12 protein-coding genes are annotated in these 14,542 nt (G+C 62.6%); 11 read left to right on the forward strand and 1 reads right to left on the reverse strand.

The window, feature by feature from the left end:
• Positions 1 to 31: 31 nt before the first annotated feature.
• From AC1Z32_RS36585 to AC1Z32_RS36605, 5 genes are all read left to right on the forward strand, one after another.
• The gene (locus AC1Z32_RS36585) at positions 32 to 946 is read left to right on the forward strand and encodes a LysR substrate-binding domain-containing protein (protein ID WP_483483746.1); all 915 of its coding nucleotides are present in this window, start codon (positions 32 to 34) and stop codon (positions 944 to 946) included.
• A 186-nt stretch (positions 947 to 1,132) separates the two neighbouring features.
• The gene (locus tag AC1Z32_RS36590; RefSeq protein ID WP_483483747.1) at positions 1,133 to 2,428 is read left to right on the forward strand and encodes a dicarboxylate/amino acid:cation symporter; all 1,296 of its coding nucleotides are present in this window, start codon (positions 1,133 to 1,135) and stop codon (positions 2,426 to 2,428) included.
• Positions 2,425 to 3,882 carry a cysteate racemase gene (gene cuyB, locus AC1Z32_RS36595; protein WP_483483748.1) on the forward strand — a complete coding sequence of 486 codons (1,458 nt, stop codon included), beginning with the start codon at positions 2,425 to 2,427 and terminating at the stop codon, positions 3,880 to 3,882. The genes AC1Z32_RS36590 and cuyB overlap by 4 nt, the downstream gene beginning before the upstream one ends.
• A gap of 97 nt (positions 3,883 to 3,979) precedes the next feature.
• On the forward strand, positions 3,980 to 5,416 hold the full coding sequence (gene aspA, locus AC1Z32_RS36600) for an aspartate ammonia-lyase (protein WP_483483749.1): 1,437 nt from the start codon (positions 3,980 to 3,982) through the stop codon (positions 5,414 to 5,416).
• Positions 5,417 to 5,625: 209 nt separating this feature from the next.
• A complete protein-coding gene (locus tag AC1Z32_RS36605) occupies positions 5,626 to 6,846 on the forward strand; it encodes a hypothetical protein (RefSeq protein WP_483483750.1) in 1,221 nt (406 codons plus the stop codon).
• Between the two features lie 78 nt (positions 6,847 to 6,924).
• Here AC1Z32_RS36605 and AC1Z32_RS36610 read toward each other — a convergent pair whose 3' ends face one another.
• The gene (locus AC1Z32_RS36610) at positions 6,925 to 7,695 is read right to left on the reverse strand and encodes a DUF3047 domain-containing protein (RefSeq protein ID WP_483483751.1); all 771 of its coding nucleotides are present in this window, start codon (positions 7,693 to 7,695) and stop codon (positions 6,925 to 6,927) included.
• A 174-nt stretch (positions 7,696 to 7,869) separates the two neighbouring features.
• Here AC1Z32_RS36610 and AC1Z32_RS36615 point away from each other — a divergent pair, with 174 nt between their 5' ends.
• The 6 genes from AC1Z32_RS36615 (at position 7,870) to AC1Z32_RS36640 (ending at position 14,450) form a co-directional block, all read left to right on the forward strand.
• Positions 7,870 to 8,883: a GlxA family transcriptional regulator gene (locus AC1Z32_RS36615; protein ID WP_483483752.1), complete on the forward strand. Its 1,014-nt coding sequence runs from the start codon at positions 7,870 to 7,872 to the stop codon at positions 8,881 to 8,883.
• 172 nt (positions 8,884 to 9,055) lie between these two features.
• The gene (locus AC1Z32_RS36620) at positions 9,056 to 10,267 is read left to right on the forward strand and encodes a M24 family metallopeptidase (RefSeq protein ID WP_483483753.1); all 1,212 of its coding nucleotides are present in this window, start codon (positions 9,056 to 9,058) and stop codon (positions 10,265 to 10,267) included.
• 80 nt (positions 10,268 to 10,347) lie between these two features.
• A complete protein-coding gene (locus AC1Z32_RS36625) occupies positions 10,348 to 11,142 on the forward strand; it encodes a creatininase (RefSeq protein ID WP_483483754.1) in 795 nt (264 codons plus the stop codon).
• Complete coding sequence (locus AC1Z32_RS36630) at positions 11,139 to 12,602, forward strand: purine-cytosine permease family protein (RefSeq protein ID WP_483483755.1); 1,464 nt, start codon at positions 11,139 to 11,141, stop codon at positions 12,600 to 12,602. Before AC1Z32_RS36625 ends, AC1Z32_RS36630 begins: the two co-directional genes overlap by 4 nt.
• Positions 12,603 to 12,951: 349 nt before the next feature.
• Entirely contained in the window at positions 12,952 to 13,149 is a 198-nt protein-coding gene (locus AC1Z32_RS36635; protein ID WP_483483756.1) for a hypothetical protein, read from the forward strand.
• 128 nt (positions 13,150 to 13,277) lie between these two features.
• Positions 13,278 to 14,450: a monovalent cation:proton antiporter-2 (CPA2) family protein gene (locus AC1Z32_RS36640; protein WP_483483757.1), complete on the forward strand. Its 1,173-nt coding sequence runs from the start codon at positions 13,278 to 13,280 to the stop codon at positions 14,448 to 14,450.
• The last annotated feature ends 92 nt before the right edge of the window (positions 14,451 to 14,542 follow it).

Below are 14,542 nucleotides of genomic sequence, written 5' to 3' on the forward strand. Positions count from 1 at the left end.
TCATTCGTCGCGTATCGGAGACGGATGGCTCATGGAAATCAAGTGGATCGAGGACTTCATCGCGCTCGCCCGATATCAAAGCTTTTCGCGCGCGGCGGAGTCCCGCAACGTCACGCAGTCCGGGTTCAGCAGACGCATCCAGTCGCTCGAGCAATGGGTCGGCGCCGATCTCGTCGACCGCAGCGGCTTTCCGCCGACGCTCACGCCGGCGGGACAACTGTTTCGCGACGCCGCCGAAGACATCCTCGACAAGCTGTTCGACACGCGCGCCATCATCCGCACGGAGCAGCGCATCTCGGGCAAGAGCCTGCAGATCGCGGCGGGTCATACCATCGCGCTAAATTTCCTGCCCGCGTGGCTGCGCACGCTCGCAAAACATATCGGCGAAGTGCGCGCGCGGGTCATTCCCGCGAACGTCCACGATTCGATCCTCATGCTCGTCAACGGCAACTGCGAGCTGATGTTCGGCTATCACCATCCGCGGTTGCCGCTGCATCTCGATCCTTCGAAGTACGAGTACGTGACCGTTGGCGTCGACACGTTCATGCCGGTGTGCAGGCCCAATCAGCGGCTCGCGCCCATGTACCGCCTGCCCGGCGTGCACGATCGTCCGATGCCGTTCATCGCCTATACGGAGACGAGCTACTTCGGCCGCTGCTTCGCGCTTCTGATGGAGCAGACGAAGGCATCGCCCGCATTGCGGCTGCATTACGAGTCCGACATGGCCGAGGTCGTGAAGAAGCTCGTGCTGGAAGGCGAGGGCGTGGCGTGGCTGCCGAAGAGCTCGATCGCCGCCGAGCTCGATGCCGGCGAGCTCGTTGCCGCCGGGCGCGCCGAGTGGCAACTGGCGCTCGAACTGCGCGTGTACCGCGACATCACGAATCGCAGCGAATTGCTCGACACGCTATGGAGCCATCTACGGATTTCCGCCAGGTCTGCCGGTTAACGGTATTCCCTGCTATGCGAAAATTGCATAGCCATATGCAGCACTAGCATTCACGTTTTTTCTGCCTTCCCTAAGATTCCGTCCTGACACATAAGAAGCAGCGCGTCGAACCTCGATGCGCGAGCCATTCCCGAGCGCGCAGCGGTCAAGATCGACCGTTCGTGCGTCATCCCAGGACGGAGACACATGAAGAATCGACTCACCCTCTATATCCTCGCCGGCATGGTGCTCGGCGTGGCTGTCGGTTATGTATGCCATCGCACGGCGGCGGATGCCGAGCACGCCAAGGTCATCGCCGGGTACTTTTCCATCGTCACGGATATCTTCCTGCGGCTCGTGAAGATGATCATTGCGCCGCTCGTCTTCGCGACACTCGTCTCGGGCCTCGCGGGCATGGAAGGCACGAGCGACGTGCGCCGGATCGGCCTGCGCTCGATCGCGTGGTTCGTGAGCGCGTCGCTGTTTTCGCTCGCGCTCGGGCTCGTGCTCGCGAACCTGCTGCAACCCGGCGCGGGCCTGCACATGACCCAGACGAGCGCCGATGTCGCCACGGGCCTCAACACCTCCGGCCTCAACTTCAAGGACTTCGTGACGCACGCGTTTCCCACCAGCATCCTCGATGCGATGGCGCGCAACGATATCCTCCAGATCCTCGTCTTTTCCGTGCTGTTCGGGATCGTGCTCAGCGTGATCAAGTCGGACCCGCGCGTCGCGCCGCTGATCGCGGGCGTCGAAGGGCTCGTGCCCGCGATGCTGAAGCTGACCGACTATGTGATGCGCCTCGCGCCCATCGGTGTGTTCGGCGCGCTGGCATCGGCGATCACGGTGCACGGGCTCGATGTGCTCACCACGTACGGCAAGCTCGTCGCGAGCTTCTATGCGGGGCTCGCGCTCCTGTGGGGCGCGCTCATCCTCGCGGGATACGCGTTCCTCGGCAAGCCGGTCTGGACCTTGCTCAAGTCGATCCGCGAACCGGCGATGCTCGCCTTCTCCACCGCGAGCAGCGAAGCGGCGTATCCGCGTCTGACCGAGAAGCTGGAGGAATTCGGCGTCGACAAGAAAGTGGTCGGCTTCACCTTGCCGCTCGGCTACGCGTTCAATCTCGACGGCTCGATGATGTATCAGGCGTTCGCGGCGATCTTCATCGCGCAGGCCTTCGGCATCGACATGCCGATCGGCACGCAGATCGTGATGCTGCTCGTGCTCATGGTGAGCAGCAAGGGCATGGCGGGTGTCGCGCGCGGATCGGTGGTGGTCGTCGCGGCCGTCGCGCCGATGTTCCATCTGCCGCCATCGGGCGTCGTGCTCGTGCTCGCCATCGACCAGATTCTCGACATGGGACGCACGGCGACCAACGTGATCGGCAACAGCATCGCGACGGCGGCCATTGCGAAGTGGGAAGGCAAGCGCGCTGCACGGCACGAGCGCCGCGCGGCAATGGCCACGCCTTCGTTCGGCCAATTCGAAGGCGAGACGAAATGAGCAGCAAGGACGCGGCGCTCGCGCGCAAGTTCGGTGTCGTGGGCGGACTCGGTCCGCTCGCGAGCGCGGACGTTTTCTTCAAGCTGATCAAGTCGACGCCCGCCACGCGCGACGCCGAGCACTTCGACGCGATCTTCGAGCAGCAGCCCTTTCGCAGCGCCGATGCAGACAGCGACACGCTCACCCAGCGCAAGCTGTATATCTTCGATCTGATCAGCAGCTTCGAGAAGCGCGGCGTCACTACGGTCGTGCTGCCGTGCTTTCTCAGTCATACGTTCATCGACGAACTGAAGGCCAATTCGCCGCTGCAGATCGTCGACATGATCGAAGCGGTCCGCAGTCACGTGCGCAGAAAGTTTCCGTCCGTGCGCCGCGTGGGCGTGCTCGCGTCGGCCTATACGCGGCGCAAGGCATTGTTCGAGAAATATTTCGCGGCGCCCGAGTTCGAAGTGATCCACGCGCGCGCGCGTGATGGCGCCGATCTCGTCACCGAAGCCGTCTACGGCGCCGATGGCGTGAAGAGCGGCAATCTGCGCGGCCGTCCCGTCGAACTGTTGCGCGCGGCCTGCGAGGACCTCATCGCGCAGGGCGCCAATATCATCGTGCCGGGGCTCACGGAGATCGCGCTCGTCGCCGACGAACTCGGCGCATTGCGCGTGCCGCTCGTCGATGCGAATCTCGCGTATGCGCAATACGTCGTGTCCGGTCAGTACCAATTGCCCGAGACTGTCTTCAAGGTCGGCGTGGTGGGCGGAGTCGGGCCGGCGGCGACGGTCGATTTCATTCACAAGATCGTGCGCGCCACGCCCGCGACGCGCGATCAGGACCATATCAAGCTGCTCGTCGAGCAGAATCCGCAAATTCCGGATCGCACGGAAAACCTCATCGGCAACGGCCCCGATCCGACGATCTCGCTCTATGCGACCTGCAAGAAGCTCGAAGCGGGCGGCGCGGATCTCATCGCGATTCCGTGTAATACGGCGCATGCGTTCGTCGAGCGCATTCAGCCGCATCTCGGCGTGCCTATCGTGAACATGCTGACGGTGACGGTGCGTTATCTGCGCGAGTCGTTTCCCGCGCTGCGCTCGGTGGGCGTGCTCGCCACATCAGGCACGATCGCGAGCGGCGTGTACGAGAAAGCGCTCGCATCGCAAGGCCTGCGGCAGGTCGTTCCCGGCCCCGCATTGCAGGCGCGCGTGATGGAAGCCATCTACGGCACGCAGGGCGTGAAGGCCGGATTCACGACCGGGCAGTGCCAGGATGATATCGCCGCGGCGATCGACGGGCTTATCGCCGAGGGCGTCGAGGTCATCATCCTCGGCTGCACGGAGCTGCCGCTTCTGTTGCGGGAAGCGCATGTCGTCGGCGCGAACGGCGCGCGCGCGAGCGTCATCGATCCGACCGATGTGCTCGCAAGGCGATGCGTCGCGTATGCGGCCGCGCCGCCGCATTAATACCTCACCGCATCAACCAGCCAACGCGACGAAACCCGCACACGACGTGTGCCGGATGACTTCGTTCGCCCATCGATTTCAGCACTGAGAGGAAGACATGCTTGCACCGACCGAACGTATCGAACACGACCTTCTCGGCGATCTCGCCGTGCCCGCGACCGCGTATTACGGCGTGCACACGCTGCGCGCGCTGCAGAACTTTCCCATCACGGGCATTCCCATCTCCGTGTATCCGAATCTCGTCAACGCACTGGCGAGCGTGAAGGAAGCCGCGGCACTCGCGAACTACGATCTCGGCCTTCTGAGCGAAGTGAAGATGCAGGCGATCGTGCAAGCGTGCAGGCAAGTGCGCTCGGGCACCGCGCACGAGCACTTCGTCGTCGATGTCATTCAGGGCGGAGCGGGCACCTCGACCAACATGAACGCGAACGAGGTCATCGCCAATCTCGCGCTCGAACATCTGGGGCATCAGCGCGGCGAATATGGCGTGCTGCATCCGAACGAGGACGTGAACCTCGGCCAGAGCACCAACGATGTCTATCCGACCGCGCTCAAGATCGCCACGTACGCGGGCATCATGCAGCTCGTCGATGCGATGGGCGTGCTGCGCGCGTCGTTCGAACGCAAGGCGGTGGAGTTCGGCAACGATCTGAAGATGGGCCGCACGCAGCTTCAGGATGCCGTTCCGATGACGCTCGGCCAGGAGTTCAGCACGTTCGCGGTGATGCTGGGCGAGGACGAGGAGCGTCTCAGGGAAGCGGCCAGGCTGATCTGCGAGATCAACCTGGGCGCGACGGCGATCGGCACGGGCATCAACACGCATCCGGAGTATGCGCAGCTCGCGTGCAGGCATCTGAGCGATGTGACCGGCATCGCGCTCACGACGTCGCCGAATCTTGTGGAAGCGACGCAGGATGTCGGCGCGTTCGTGCAGCTTTCGGGCGTGCTGAAGCGCGTCGCGGTCAAGCTTTCGAAGACCTGCAACGATCTGCGGCTGCTCGCGAGCGGGCCGCGCGCGGGTCTCGGCGAGATCAACCTGCCGCCGGTTCAGGCGGGCTCGAGCATCATGCCGGGCAAGGTGAACCCGGTGATTCCGGAGGTCGTCAATCAGATCGCGTTCGAAGTCATCGGCAATGACGTGACGGTGAGCTTCGCCGCCGAGGCAGGCCAGCTTCAGCTCAACGCGTTCGAGCCGATCATCGCGCATAGCCTTTTCAAGAGCGTCGCGCATTTGCGGGCGGGGTGTCTCACGCTCGCGTCGAAATGTGTCGACGGCATCACGGCGAATCGCGAGCGCTTGCGCGCGATTCTCGAAAGCTCGATCGGCATCGTGACGGCGCTCAATCCGTATATCGGCTATACGCATTCGACGGAAGTCGCGAAGGAGGCGCTCATGTCCGGCAAGAGCGTGGCGCAGATCGTGATCGAGAAGGGGCTTCTGAGCCAGTCGCAACTCGATGACATCCTGCAGCCCGCGATGTTGACGCAGCCGAGGCGCGTGACGGCTTCCGGCCGCACAGACGCCGCGGCATGATGCGGATGCCGAACGAACGCGTCATGCCGGATTGGTTCTTGCGCTAACGCCAGGTCATTGGCCGATTGCCGGCTCCGACTCATCCGCGCGCGCGAGTACCGAAGGTCGCATTGAAGTCCCGCTTTCCGCTGCCTAGAATGACTTGAATGGTCAGGAGGCGGCGGACGGCTCGCGTTCATGCCTTTATTGCATGACCTGGCGAAGGGGGCATGATGTTCAACTCGGCCATACTCGAAGTCGCTACCGGCATTGTCTTCATCTATCTGCTTCTCAGCCTGATGTGCACGGCCTTGCGCGAGGGGATCGAGGGATTTCTCCGCACTCGCGCGTCGTATCTCGAGAGCGGCATCCGCGAGTTGCTGTTCGACGCCGAGGGCAAGGATCTCGCCAAGTCGTTCTACGAGCATCCGCTCATCTATAGCCTGTTTCCGGGTAATTACACGCCGATCGCCGTGGGGAAAATAGCGGGCCCGCTCACGGGCGGCAAGCGGCTGCCCGCCTACATTCCCGCGGCAAGCTTCGCGGCGGCGCTGATGGATATCATCGCGCGCGGGCCGGGGCCCTCGTCGGGCCAGGTTGCCACGGACCCGGCGCAGCCCGATGCAGCGTTGGCGCGGGCCGTCACGATCGAGGACATCCGGAAGAATATCGGCACGATCGCGAACCCGGCCGTGCAGCGCGCCGTGCTGGCGGCACTCGACACGGCGCAGGGCGATCTCGAGAAGGCGCGGAAGAATCTCGAACATTGGTACGACAGCGCGATGGATCGCGTCTCGGGCCGCTACAAGCGCTCGACCCAGGGCGTGCTGTTGTGGATCGGCCTCGTGACCGCTGTGGGGTTCAATGTCGATACCATCACCCTCGCCGATTACCTCTATCGCAATGAGACGCAGCGCGGGGCGATCGTCGCGCAGGCCAGCCTCGCCTCGACCGATCCGGCGTTTCTCGCGAAGAACTACAGCGACGTCCAGGATCAGATCAGGAGTCTGCAGCTTCCCATCGGCTGGGACTTCCTGTTCAGGGAGAACGCGCAGCAGGCGCTCGACAGGGCGAAGGCAGAAGCCGCCGCCATCGACAAAGCGGCGCAATCTGCGCGAGACACCACGCTGGTCGACCGGCTGACGCCGTTCTGGAACGCCTACCACGGCTGGTTCATGAAGCCGCTCGGCTGGCTTCTCACCGCCTTCGCCATCACGCTCGGCGCGCCGTTCTGGTTCGACATACTAAACAAAATCATGGTGATCCGGTCGACTGTCAAGCCGCACGAAAAGAGCCCTGAAGAAGCGTCGGAGGATCGTCAGGCGGGCTTCGCCGGTGCGCGCGCGGCAAGTCCGCCGGCTGTGATTCATATCGTGCCGCCCGGCCCGGCGATAGCTTCCGTTTCTCGCGATGAGCCACCCGGCACCGATGAAGGCGGCCCTGCCCGTTGACGGCGTCTTCGATGCGGACGGTGGGCCCGAAAACATGGGCCGCGCTCGATCGCGCCTGGGCCGCTTCACGCCGTATCGTCACGGCCCGGGCAGCAGCTGGATGTCTCCATACCACGCGCGCGCCGTAGCACCGGTATTGTCGGTGTCGCTCAGCAGGCCATAGCCCGTGATCCGTCCTGGCGCCTCGTGAAAGACTTTCTCGTAGTCTTGCACGATGTTGCGGCGCAAGGTTTGCCATTCACCCGCATCGCCGGGCCGGCCGGAGACGACGATCATCTGTACGCGCCCGGTATGAGGATTCGCGATGACGCTGTCCGGCGCGGCCGTGGTGGACCAGACATACATGAGCGTGGCATAGGGCAGATCCTGACCGCCCATGCGCTTCGCCACTTCCATGCTGGCCCGGTCGTAAAGCGACAGCTTGCTTTTGTCGCCGTCGAAGACGAACACCAGTCGCGCGGGCGCATCTTCCTTGGACCCGGTCCGGTTGTCCGCGCCTTCGATGGCCTTTTCAGCTTTCCAGCGCCATGCCACGACGGGCGTCTGAGCCAGATCGATATCGCCTTCGTGCATCAGGGCGGAGGCCGAGCGGTTCGCGTCGGCTTGCAGAACGGTGGTCTGGCCGTCGCGGACGAGCGTGTATTGCGTCATCGGTTTTCCGCGCACGACCGGCAGATTTTTCCATCCCGCGGGCAGTGGCGCGCCCGGCTCCAATGTCGAAAAACTGACGCCCGGCTTTTCCGCGTGAACCACTGCCGACAGCGGCGGCAACGCGAGTGCGAGACACACGGCGATTGCGGCGCGCCAGGCTTTCCGCTTCCGCATTCGCGGCTTCGAACGAAGATGCATGGCTGATCGTTCCTGGCTGTTTGGCTACATTCATTGTAGCGGGCTATGCCGTGGCTATCGTGGCTTGGATCAGGGCGTCCGCTACCAGCGCGTGCAACGGCGGCGTGACGAAAGCAAATTGCGATCTTGGCGCTATGATTCGCGAGCCTTTCAACTTTATCGCGTGGGTCGTCCATGTCATCCGGTGTCAAACCGCATCCGAAAAAGCAGGCGAATCCGAGCTTGCACGACTTGCGAACGCTTCGGATCGGATTCCTTCTGTTGGACAACTTTTCGCTGATCGCGCTCGGCACGGCCGTGGATCCGCTGCGCATCGCGAACATGCTCGTCGAGCGAACGGTGTACGACTATGCGCTGATCGGCACGAACGGCGATGCCGTGCGTTCCAGTGACGGCATCCAGGTGATTCCGAACACGTCCATGTCCTCGGCGGCAAAGTTCGACGCTGTCTTCGTCGTCGGGCCCAATCCGATACCGCGCAAGGGCATCGGCGCCGTCATGGACTGGCTGCGCTTGCAGGCGCGTCATGGCGTCGCGCTCGGCGGCCTCGATACCGGCAGTTACTTTCTCGCTCGCGCGGGCCTGTTGAACGGCTATCGCTGCACGATTCACTGGGAAGATCAGGACGTGCTGCTGGAGCAGTTTCCGAAGCTCACTGTTTCCAATCGTCTCTATGAAGTGGATCGCGACCGCTTCACATGCAGCGGCGGCGTCGCGCCACTGGATCTCATGGTGCATCTGCTCGGACGGCCGCCCGGCAGTCCGTCGCTGGCCGCGCGCGTGCTCGAACTGCTCGTCGCGGAGCGGCGGCGCGGCGAAGAGCGCCAGGTCACGTCCTTGCGTCAATATATCGGCGAGGAGCATACGAAGCTCGATGAAGCGCTGCAGGTGATGGAAAGCAATGTCGAGGAAACGCTGAGCGTCGCGGAGATTGCCGCGTTCATCAAGGTCTCGCAGCGCCAGCTCGAACGATGGTTCCGCGAGCGTCTCGACAAGACACCGGCGCAGGCCTACCTCGAAATACGACTGCTGCGTGCGCGTCAGATCCTGTATCGCACGGCACGGCCGCTCGAGGAAGTTTGCGCACGCACGGGCTTCACGTCTCTCACGCACTTCTCCACGCGCTACAAGGCGCAGTTCAACATCTCGCCAATCGCGGATCGCAGGCGCTATCAGAAGGCGCTTTGACCCCCTGATACGCCGTTGCCGTGCGCCTCGTACGACCGTGCGAGGCGCCGGTCGTGGTTAACCCTCGATGTCGAAAACAGCGATATTCCGTGTCGAATCGGGAAATGTTTCAAAGCCTGAGGCTCCTACCATTCGCTCACACCAACCGACTTTTCACCAAGGAGAAGAGCGCATGAAAATGGAGAACCTCATCCGGATCGAGAATGGCGAGAAGGCCAAGCACACGTTCTCCGACGCCGAATATGCGAACCGTCAAGGCAAGCTGCGCGATCTGATGGCGCGCGAGAACATCGACGCGGTGCTGTTCACGTCCTATCACAACATCAACTACTACGCGGATTTCCTGTACTGCTCGTTTGGCCGCAAGTACGGGCTCGTCGTGACGCCGAGGAAAGTCGTGTCGATTTCGGCGAACATCGATGGCGGACAGCCGTGGCGGCGCACCGTCGGCGACTATAACGTTGTCTATACGGACTGGCAGCGCGACAATTTCTTCCGTGCGGTGCAAGGTGAAATCGACAACAGGGGCCGCGTGGGCGTGGAGTTCGATCAGCTTCCCGTCGAAACGCTTACGAAGTTGAAGGCCGCGTTGCCGTCCGTCGAATTCGTCGATATCAGCGCTCAGACCATGCGCATGCGCATGATCAAGTCCGCCGAAGAGATCGAGGTGATCCGGCACGGCGCGAATGTGTGCGACGTGGGCGGCGCGGCCCTCGCGGCGGCGGTGCATGAAGGCGTGCCCGAGCACGAAGTCGCGCTCGCATCGACGCAGGCGATGGTGCGCGAGATCGCGCGGCGTTTTCCCGATTCGGAGCTGATGGACACCTGGACCTGGTTTCAGTCCGGCATCAACACGGATGGCGCGCATAACCCCGTCACCACCCGCAAGGTGCAAAAGGGCGACATCCTGAGCCTGAACTGCTTCTCGATGATCGCGGGCTACTACACCGCACTCGAACGCACGATGTTCTTCGATCACTGTTCCGACGAGCATCTGCGTTTGTGGAAGATCAATGTCGAGGTGCATGAGGCAGGGCTGAAACTCATCAAACCGGGCGCGCGTTGCTGCGATATCGCCAGCGAGCTCAACAAGATCTATGCCGAATACGGCGTCCTGCAATACCGCACGTTCGGTTACGGTCACTCGTTCGGCGTGCTCTCGCATTACTACGGGCGCGAAGCGGGGCTTGAATTGCGCGAGGACATCGAGACGGTGCTTCAGCCCAACATGGTCGTGTCGATGGAACCGATGATCATGCTGCCGCAAGGCTTGCCGGGCGCGGGCGGCTATCGTGAGCACGATATTCTCGTCGTCGGCGAGAAGGGCGCGACGAATATCACCGGCTTCCCGTATGGGCCGGAGCGCAACATCATCGCTGCCTGAGCGACGTTCGTGCATGAGGCCCGCGGCGCGCGCCGCGGGCGCTTCATGCCCACCCATTAGCAGGAGAAGGGGAGGGGGAGATGAAAGAGAGCGTGGTAATAGGCGAGCTCGCGTGGCCCGAGTATGCGCGACGCATAGGCGTTGGTCAGCCCGTGCTGATTCCGATCGGCGCACTGGAGCAGCACGGCCCGCACATGTCGATGAATCCGGACGTGCTGCTGCCGAGCGCGATCGGTATCGGCGTCGCGGAGAGAATCGGCGCGCTCGTCGCGCCGGCAATCGCATACGGCTATAAATCGCAGCAGAAAAGCGGCGGCGGCAATCATCTGTGCGGCACGACGAGTCTCGACGGCCACACGTTGTCATCGACGGTGAAGGACATTCTCAAGGAATTCGCGCGGCATGGCGCGCGCAAGGTCTGCCTCATCAACGGCCACTTCGAGAATTCGATGTTCGCCGTGGAAGGCATCGACCTCGCATTGCGCGAGTTGCGCTGGGAGAACGTGCACGATTTTCAGGTCGTGATGCTGTCGTACTGGGACTTCGTTACCGATGCAACCATCGCGCGCATCTATCCCGAAGGCTTTCCGGGCTGGGCCGTCGAGCATGGCGGCGTGCTGGAAACCTCGCTGATGCTGCACCTTCATCCGCATCTCGTCGATATGTCGCGCGTGCCGACTCATGCAGCGGCGACGTTTCCGCCCTACGACGTCTTCCCGACGATTCCCGAATGGACGCCCGCTTCCGGATGTCTTTCGTCCGCGGCCAACGCGACGGCGGAGAAGGGCCAACTGCTGTTCGACGTCTGCGTCGACGGCATTGTCAATGCGCTGCGCGAAGCATATGACGCACGATCGAACGGAGGCAAGCCATGAGCACGCATCAAGGCACGGAAGTAGCGGCGGACAAGGCGTGGAGCATCGAGCAGCACGCCATCGATCCGATTCCGCGTGAAGACCGGCACGGCACGCCCGGCGAGCTCTTCAAGATGTGGATCGGCGCGAATACGAATTACGTGGTCGTGGTGACGGGCGCGCTCGCGTTGTCGCAAGGTTTGTCGCTGTGGCAGGCGCTTCTGGCGATTCTCGTCGGCAATTTCTTCGGCTGTCTCGTGCTCGGTCTCACCACGATCATGGGACCGAAGACGGGCACGTCGGGCATCATGACATCGCGCAGCTCGTTCGGGCAGATTGGCTCGTTTCTGCCGAAAGCGGTCAGCCTGATATCCGCGTTGAGCTGGTTCTCGATCAACTCCGTCGTCGCGACGCAAGCGCTGGAAACGCTCCTGAAAATGAGCGGCTTTCATAGTCACATGGTCGTGTGGGTATCGCTCGCGATCATTCTCGCCGCGGAAATCATTCTGGCGATTTTCGGGCACGCAACCATCATTGCGGCGGAGAAGTGGATCGCGCTCGTGCTTGCGGTGCTGTTCGCCGGCCTTGCATGGTTCGTGCTGCCGCATACGAGTCTCGCGATTGCCTCGCAGGTGAATCACGGCGGCGGATCGTTCAGCACATGGCTCATCGCGATGGGCATCGTGTTCTCGTATCCGATCGGCTGGGCCAACTTCGCCTCCGACTACAGCCGCTATTTTCCGGCGGAAACGAGCTGGAAGAAGATCGTGCTCGCGGCGGGCGGCGGCCAGTTCGTCGCGCTGATGTTCTGTGAAGTGATCGGCGTACTCTTCGCGACCGCTCTCGGCGGCACGCTCGGGGAAGATCCCGTGAGCCAGCTGTCGCGCTTTCTGCCGACGTGGTTCATCGTGCCGTTGTTGTTCGCGATCATTCTCGGCGGCATCGCGGCCAACGTGCCGAACGGTTACACCGCCGGCCTCGGCCTGCTCGCGATGCGCATTCCGATCAACCGCGTGACCTCTCTTGCGATCATCGCGCTGTTCACGCTGTCGTTCCGGGTCGTCACCGTGTTCTATGGCGAGTTCTTCGGCATGTATCAGGTGTTCCTGAACTACATGGTGTTCTGGACCGCGCCCTGGGCCGCGATCGTCGTCGTGGACTATTTCCTGCGCGGCGGACGCTACCGTGCCGACGACTGGATGAAGTGGGGCAGCGGTGCGTACTGGTACACGGGGGGCGTGTTCTGGCCGGGGATCATCGCTTGGCTTCTGGGCATCGGCGCGTCGCTCGCATTCTCGAATTCGCCTACCTTCGTCAGCCCGCTCATGCGCGATGTGCTCGGCTGGGGCGATCTGAGCTTCGAATGCTCGTTGCTCGTCGGCGGCCTCGCATACTTCATTCTCGCGCGCCGGCATCCGCTGTTTCGGGTGGGGCACGGCGTCGAGCGCGTGCAGACAGACGCGCGTTCCACTTCCATCTGAGCGCCCCATGGTCCGGCACCGCGCAAGAAAAACAGCCCATGAATCAGAAAAGCGCGGTATCCGTTCATGCACAAGTGAAGCCCGCCGCGAGCGCGGGCTTCACTGCGGACGGGAGTCTGACGCGCAATGATGCACGCGCCTAATGAGTTGACGGGGTTGACGGGTTGACGAGCGACTGAACTCGCAGTATCAGATATGGGGAGGTTCCGGATTGCCGCCAGCGAGAAGCCCGTTCTAACCTCCAAAACACGTCGTGATATGCGACCGTTGAAAACGGTTGGCCAGAACTACAAGCACCGAAGTCGACGCAGACTTCCATACGCGTACTCGAACGATCGGGGAAACAGGCATGCTCAGCGCGCACGAATTCGCGACACTCATGCTGGTCAAGGACGCCGCCGACCAGATCATCGACCGCCAGGAGCTGGATACGCTGCTCGAGCGCCAGCTGGTCGCGATGAAGCAGTTCGTTGGCGACGCCACGCGCCCTTGCATTACCGAAGCTGGGGACTCGCTGTTGCGCGCGGTGCGAAGTTCTCGGCACTGACACGGCGGAACCGGCCCGAACAGCGGCCAGCCGTTTGCTTCTTCCTCCTCGCGCCGTCGACTACCCTCGACTAATCGGCTCGTGCAAGTGAATCCCCTTTGTCGTCAATCGATTCAGGAGGACAGCGCATGACAAAGCTGCTCATCGACATGGTGATCTTCCTTGCGTCGGCGCTGATCACCGTGCCGCTTGCGGTCCGCTTCGGCTTCGGGGCAGTGCTCGGCTATCTGGTGGCAGGCGTCATGATCGGTCCGTGGGTGCTGCAACTGGTGACCGATGTCGACGCGATCCTCCATTTTTCCGAGCTGGGCATCGTGTTGATGATGTTCGTAATCGGGCTCGAGATGAGGGTCGACGCGCTGTGGGCGATGCGCCGCAGCATCTTTGGCTACGGCGCCATGCAAATGATCGTCTGTGCCGGCGCGTTGTCGGGGATCTTTCTGCTCTTGGGATTGCCCTGGCGCATTGCATTGACCGGCGGGCTTGCGCTTTCGCTGTCATCGACGGCAATGGTGATGTCCGAGCTCCAGGAGCGCAAGTTGATGGACACGCCGACGGGCCGTGCGGGCTTCGGCATCCTCCTGTTCCAGGACATGGCGGCTATTCCGCTGATTGCACTCCTGCCGCTGCTCGGCCCCGCCGTGCCCACGCCCGCGGCGGAACCCGGCTGGCTCGTGACCTTGAAGGCGATCGCCATGCTGGGCGCGATAGCGCTGGCGGGTCGCTATCTGCTGCACGTCGTGTTGCGTGTGATACGGAGCACCGGTGTGCCGGAGATCTTCACCGCTTTCGCACTGCTCTGGATCATCGGCATCGCGCTCCTCATGGAGAGCGTTCATCTGTCGATGTCCCTGGGCGCGTTCGTCGCGGGCGTGCTGCTCGCGGACTCGGATTATCGCCACGAAGTCGAAGTCGACATGGCGCCATTCAAAGGCCTGTTGCTTGGCCTGTTTTTCATCGCGGTTGGAATGTCGATGGATTTCAGTGTATTGATGAATGAGCCGCTACGGGTTGGCGTGCTTGTCGTGGCACTGGTCGGCATCAAAACGATTGCGCAGTGGTTTCTTGCGAATCGATTTGAAGTTCCGCCTGCGCAACGTGGCTACTTTGCCATCCTGCTGTCACAGGGCGGCGAGTTCGCGTTCGTGGTGATGGCCGCATCGCTGGCTGCGCGTGTCATCGATCAGCGGCAGGCAGCGCTGGTCACGCTGGTCGTCGCGCTCTCGATGGTATCGACACCTCTGTTGCTGCTCGTGCATCGCCGGCTTTCCGGAGCGCATGCGCGAACCCGAACGAGCTGATCGTATTGTCGAGGCGATGACTGCCGATGTCGTTCGTCCGGCTGTTTGAGAAGTGGTGCTGCCCGTCCTAGACTTGGACAGGCGAACACGTT

Source organism: Caballeronia sp. 11_S32, assembly GCF_056930355.1.

Excerpts from the sequence above, each read along its gene's own strand:
- AC1Z32_RS36585 (WP_483483746.1), top strand. The coding sequence starts at position 32 with ATGGAAATCAAGTGGATCGAGGACTTCATCGCGCTCGCCCGATATCAA.
- AC1Z32_RS36590 (WP_483483747.1), top strand. The coding sequence starts at position 1,133 with ATGAAGAATCGACTCACCCTCTATATCCTCGCCGGCATGGTGCTCGGC.
- cuyB (WP_483483748.1), top strand. The coding sequence starts at position 2,425 with ATGAGCAGCAAGGACGCGGCGCTCGCGCGCAAGTTCGGTGTCGTGGGC.
- aspA (WP_483483749.1), top strand. The coding sequence starts at position 3,980 with ATGCTTGCACCGACCGAACGTATCGAACACGACCTTCTCGGCGATCTC.
- AC1Z32_RS36605 (WP_483483750.1), top strand. The coding sequence starts at position 5,626 with ATGATGTTCAACTCGGCCATACTCGAAGTCGCTACCGGCATTGTCTTC.
- AC1Z32_RS36610 (WP_483483751.1), bottom strand. The coding sequence starts at position 7,695 with ATGCATCTTCGTTCGAAGCCGCGAATGCGGAAGCGGAAAGCCTGGCGC.
- AC1Z32_RS36615 (WP_483483752.1), top strand. The coding sequence starts at position 7,870 with ATGTCATCCGGTGTCAAACCGCATCCGAAAAAGCAGGCGAATCCGAGC.
- AC1Z32_RS36620 (WP_483483753.1), top strand. The coding sequence starts at position 9,056 with ATGAAAATGGAGAACCTCATCCGGATCGAGAATGGCGAGAAGGCCAAG.
- AC1Z32_RS36625 (WP_483483754.1), top strand. The coding sequence starts at position 10,348 with ATGAAAGAGAGCGTGGTAATAGGCGAGCTCGCGTGGCCCGAGTATGCG.
- AC1Z32_RS36630 (WP_483483755.1), top strand. The coding sequence starts at position 11,139 with ATGAGCACGCATCAAGGCACGGAAGTAGCGGCGGACAAGGCGTGGAGC.
- AC1Z32_RS36635 (WP_483483756.1), top strand. The coding sequence starts at position 12,952 with ATGCTCAGCGCGCACGAATTCGCGACACTCATGCTGGTCAAGGACGCC.
- AC1Z32_RS36640 (WP_483483757.1), top strand. The coding sequence starts at position 13,278 with ATGACAAAGCTGCTCATCGACATGGTGATCTTCCTTGCGTCGGCGCTG.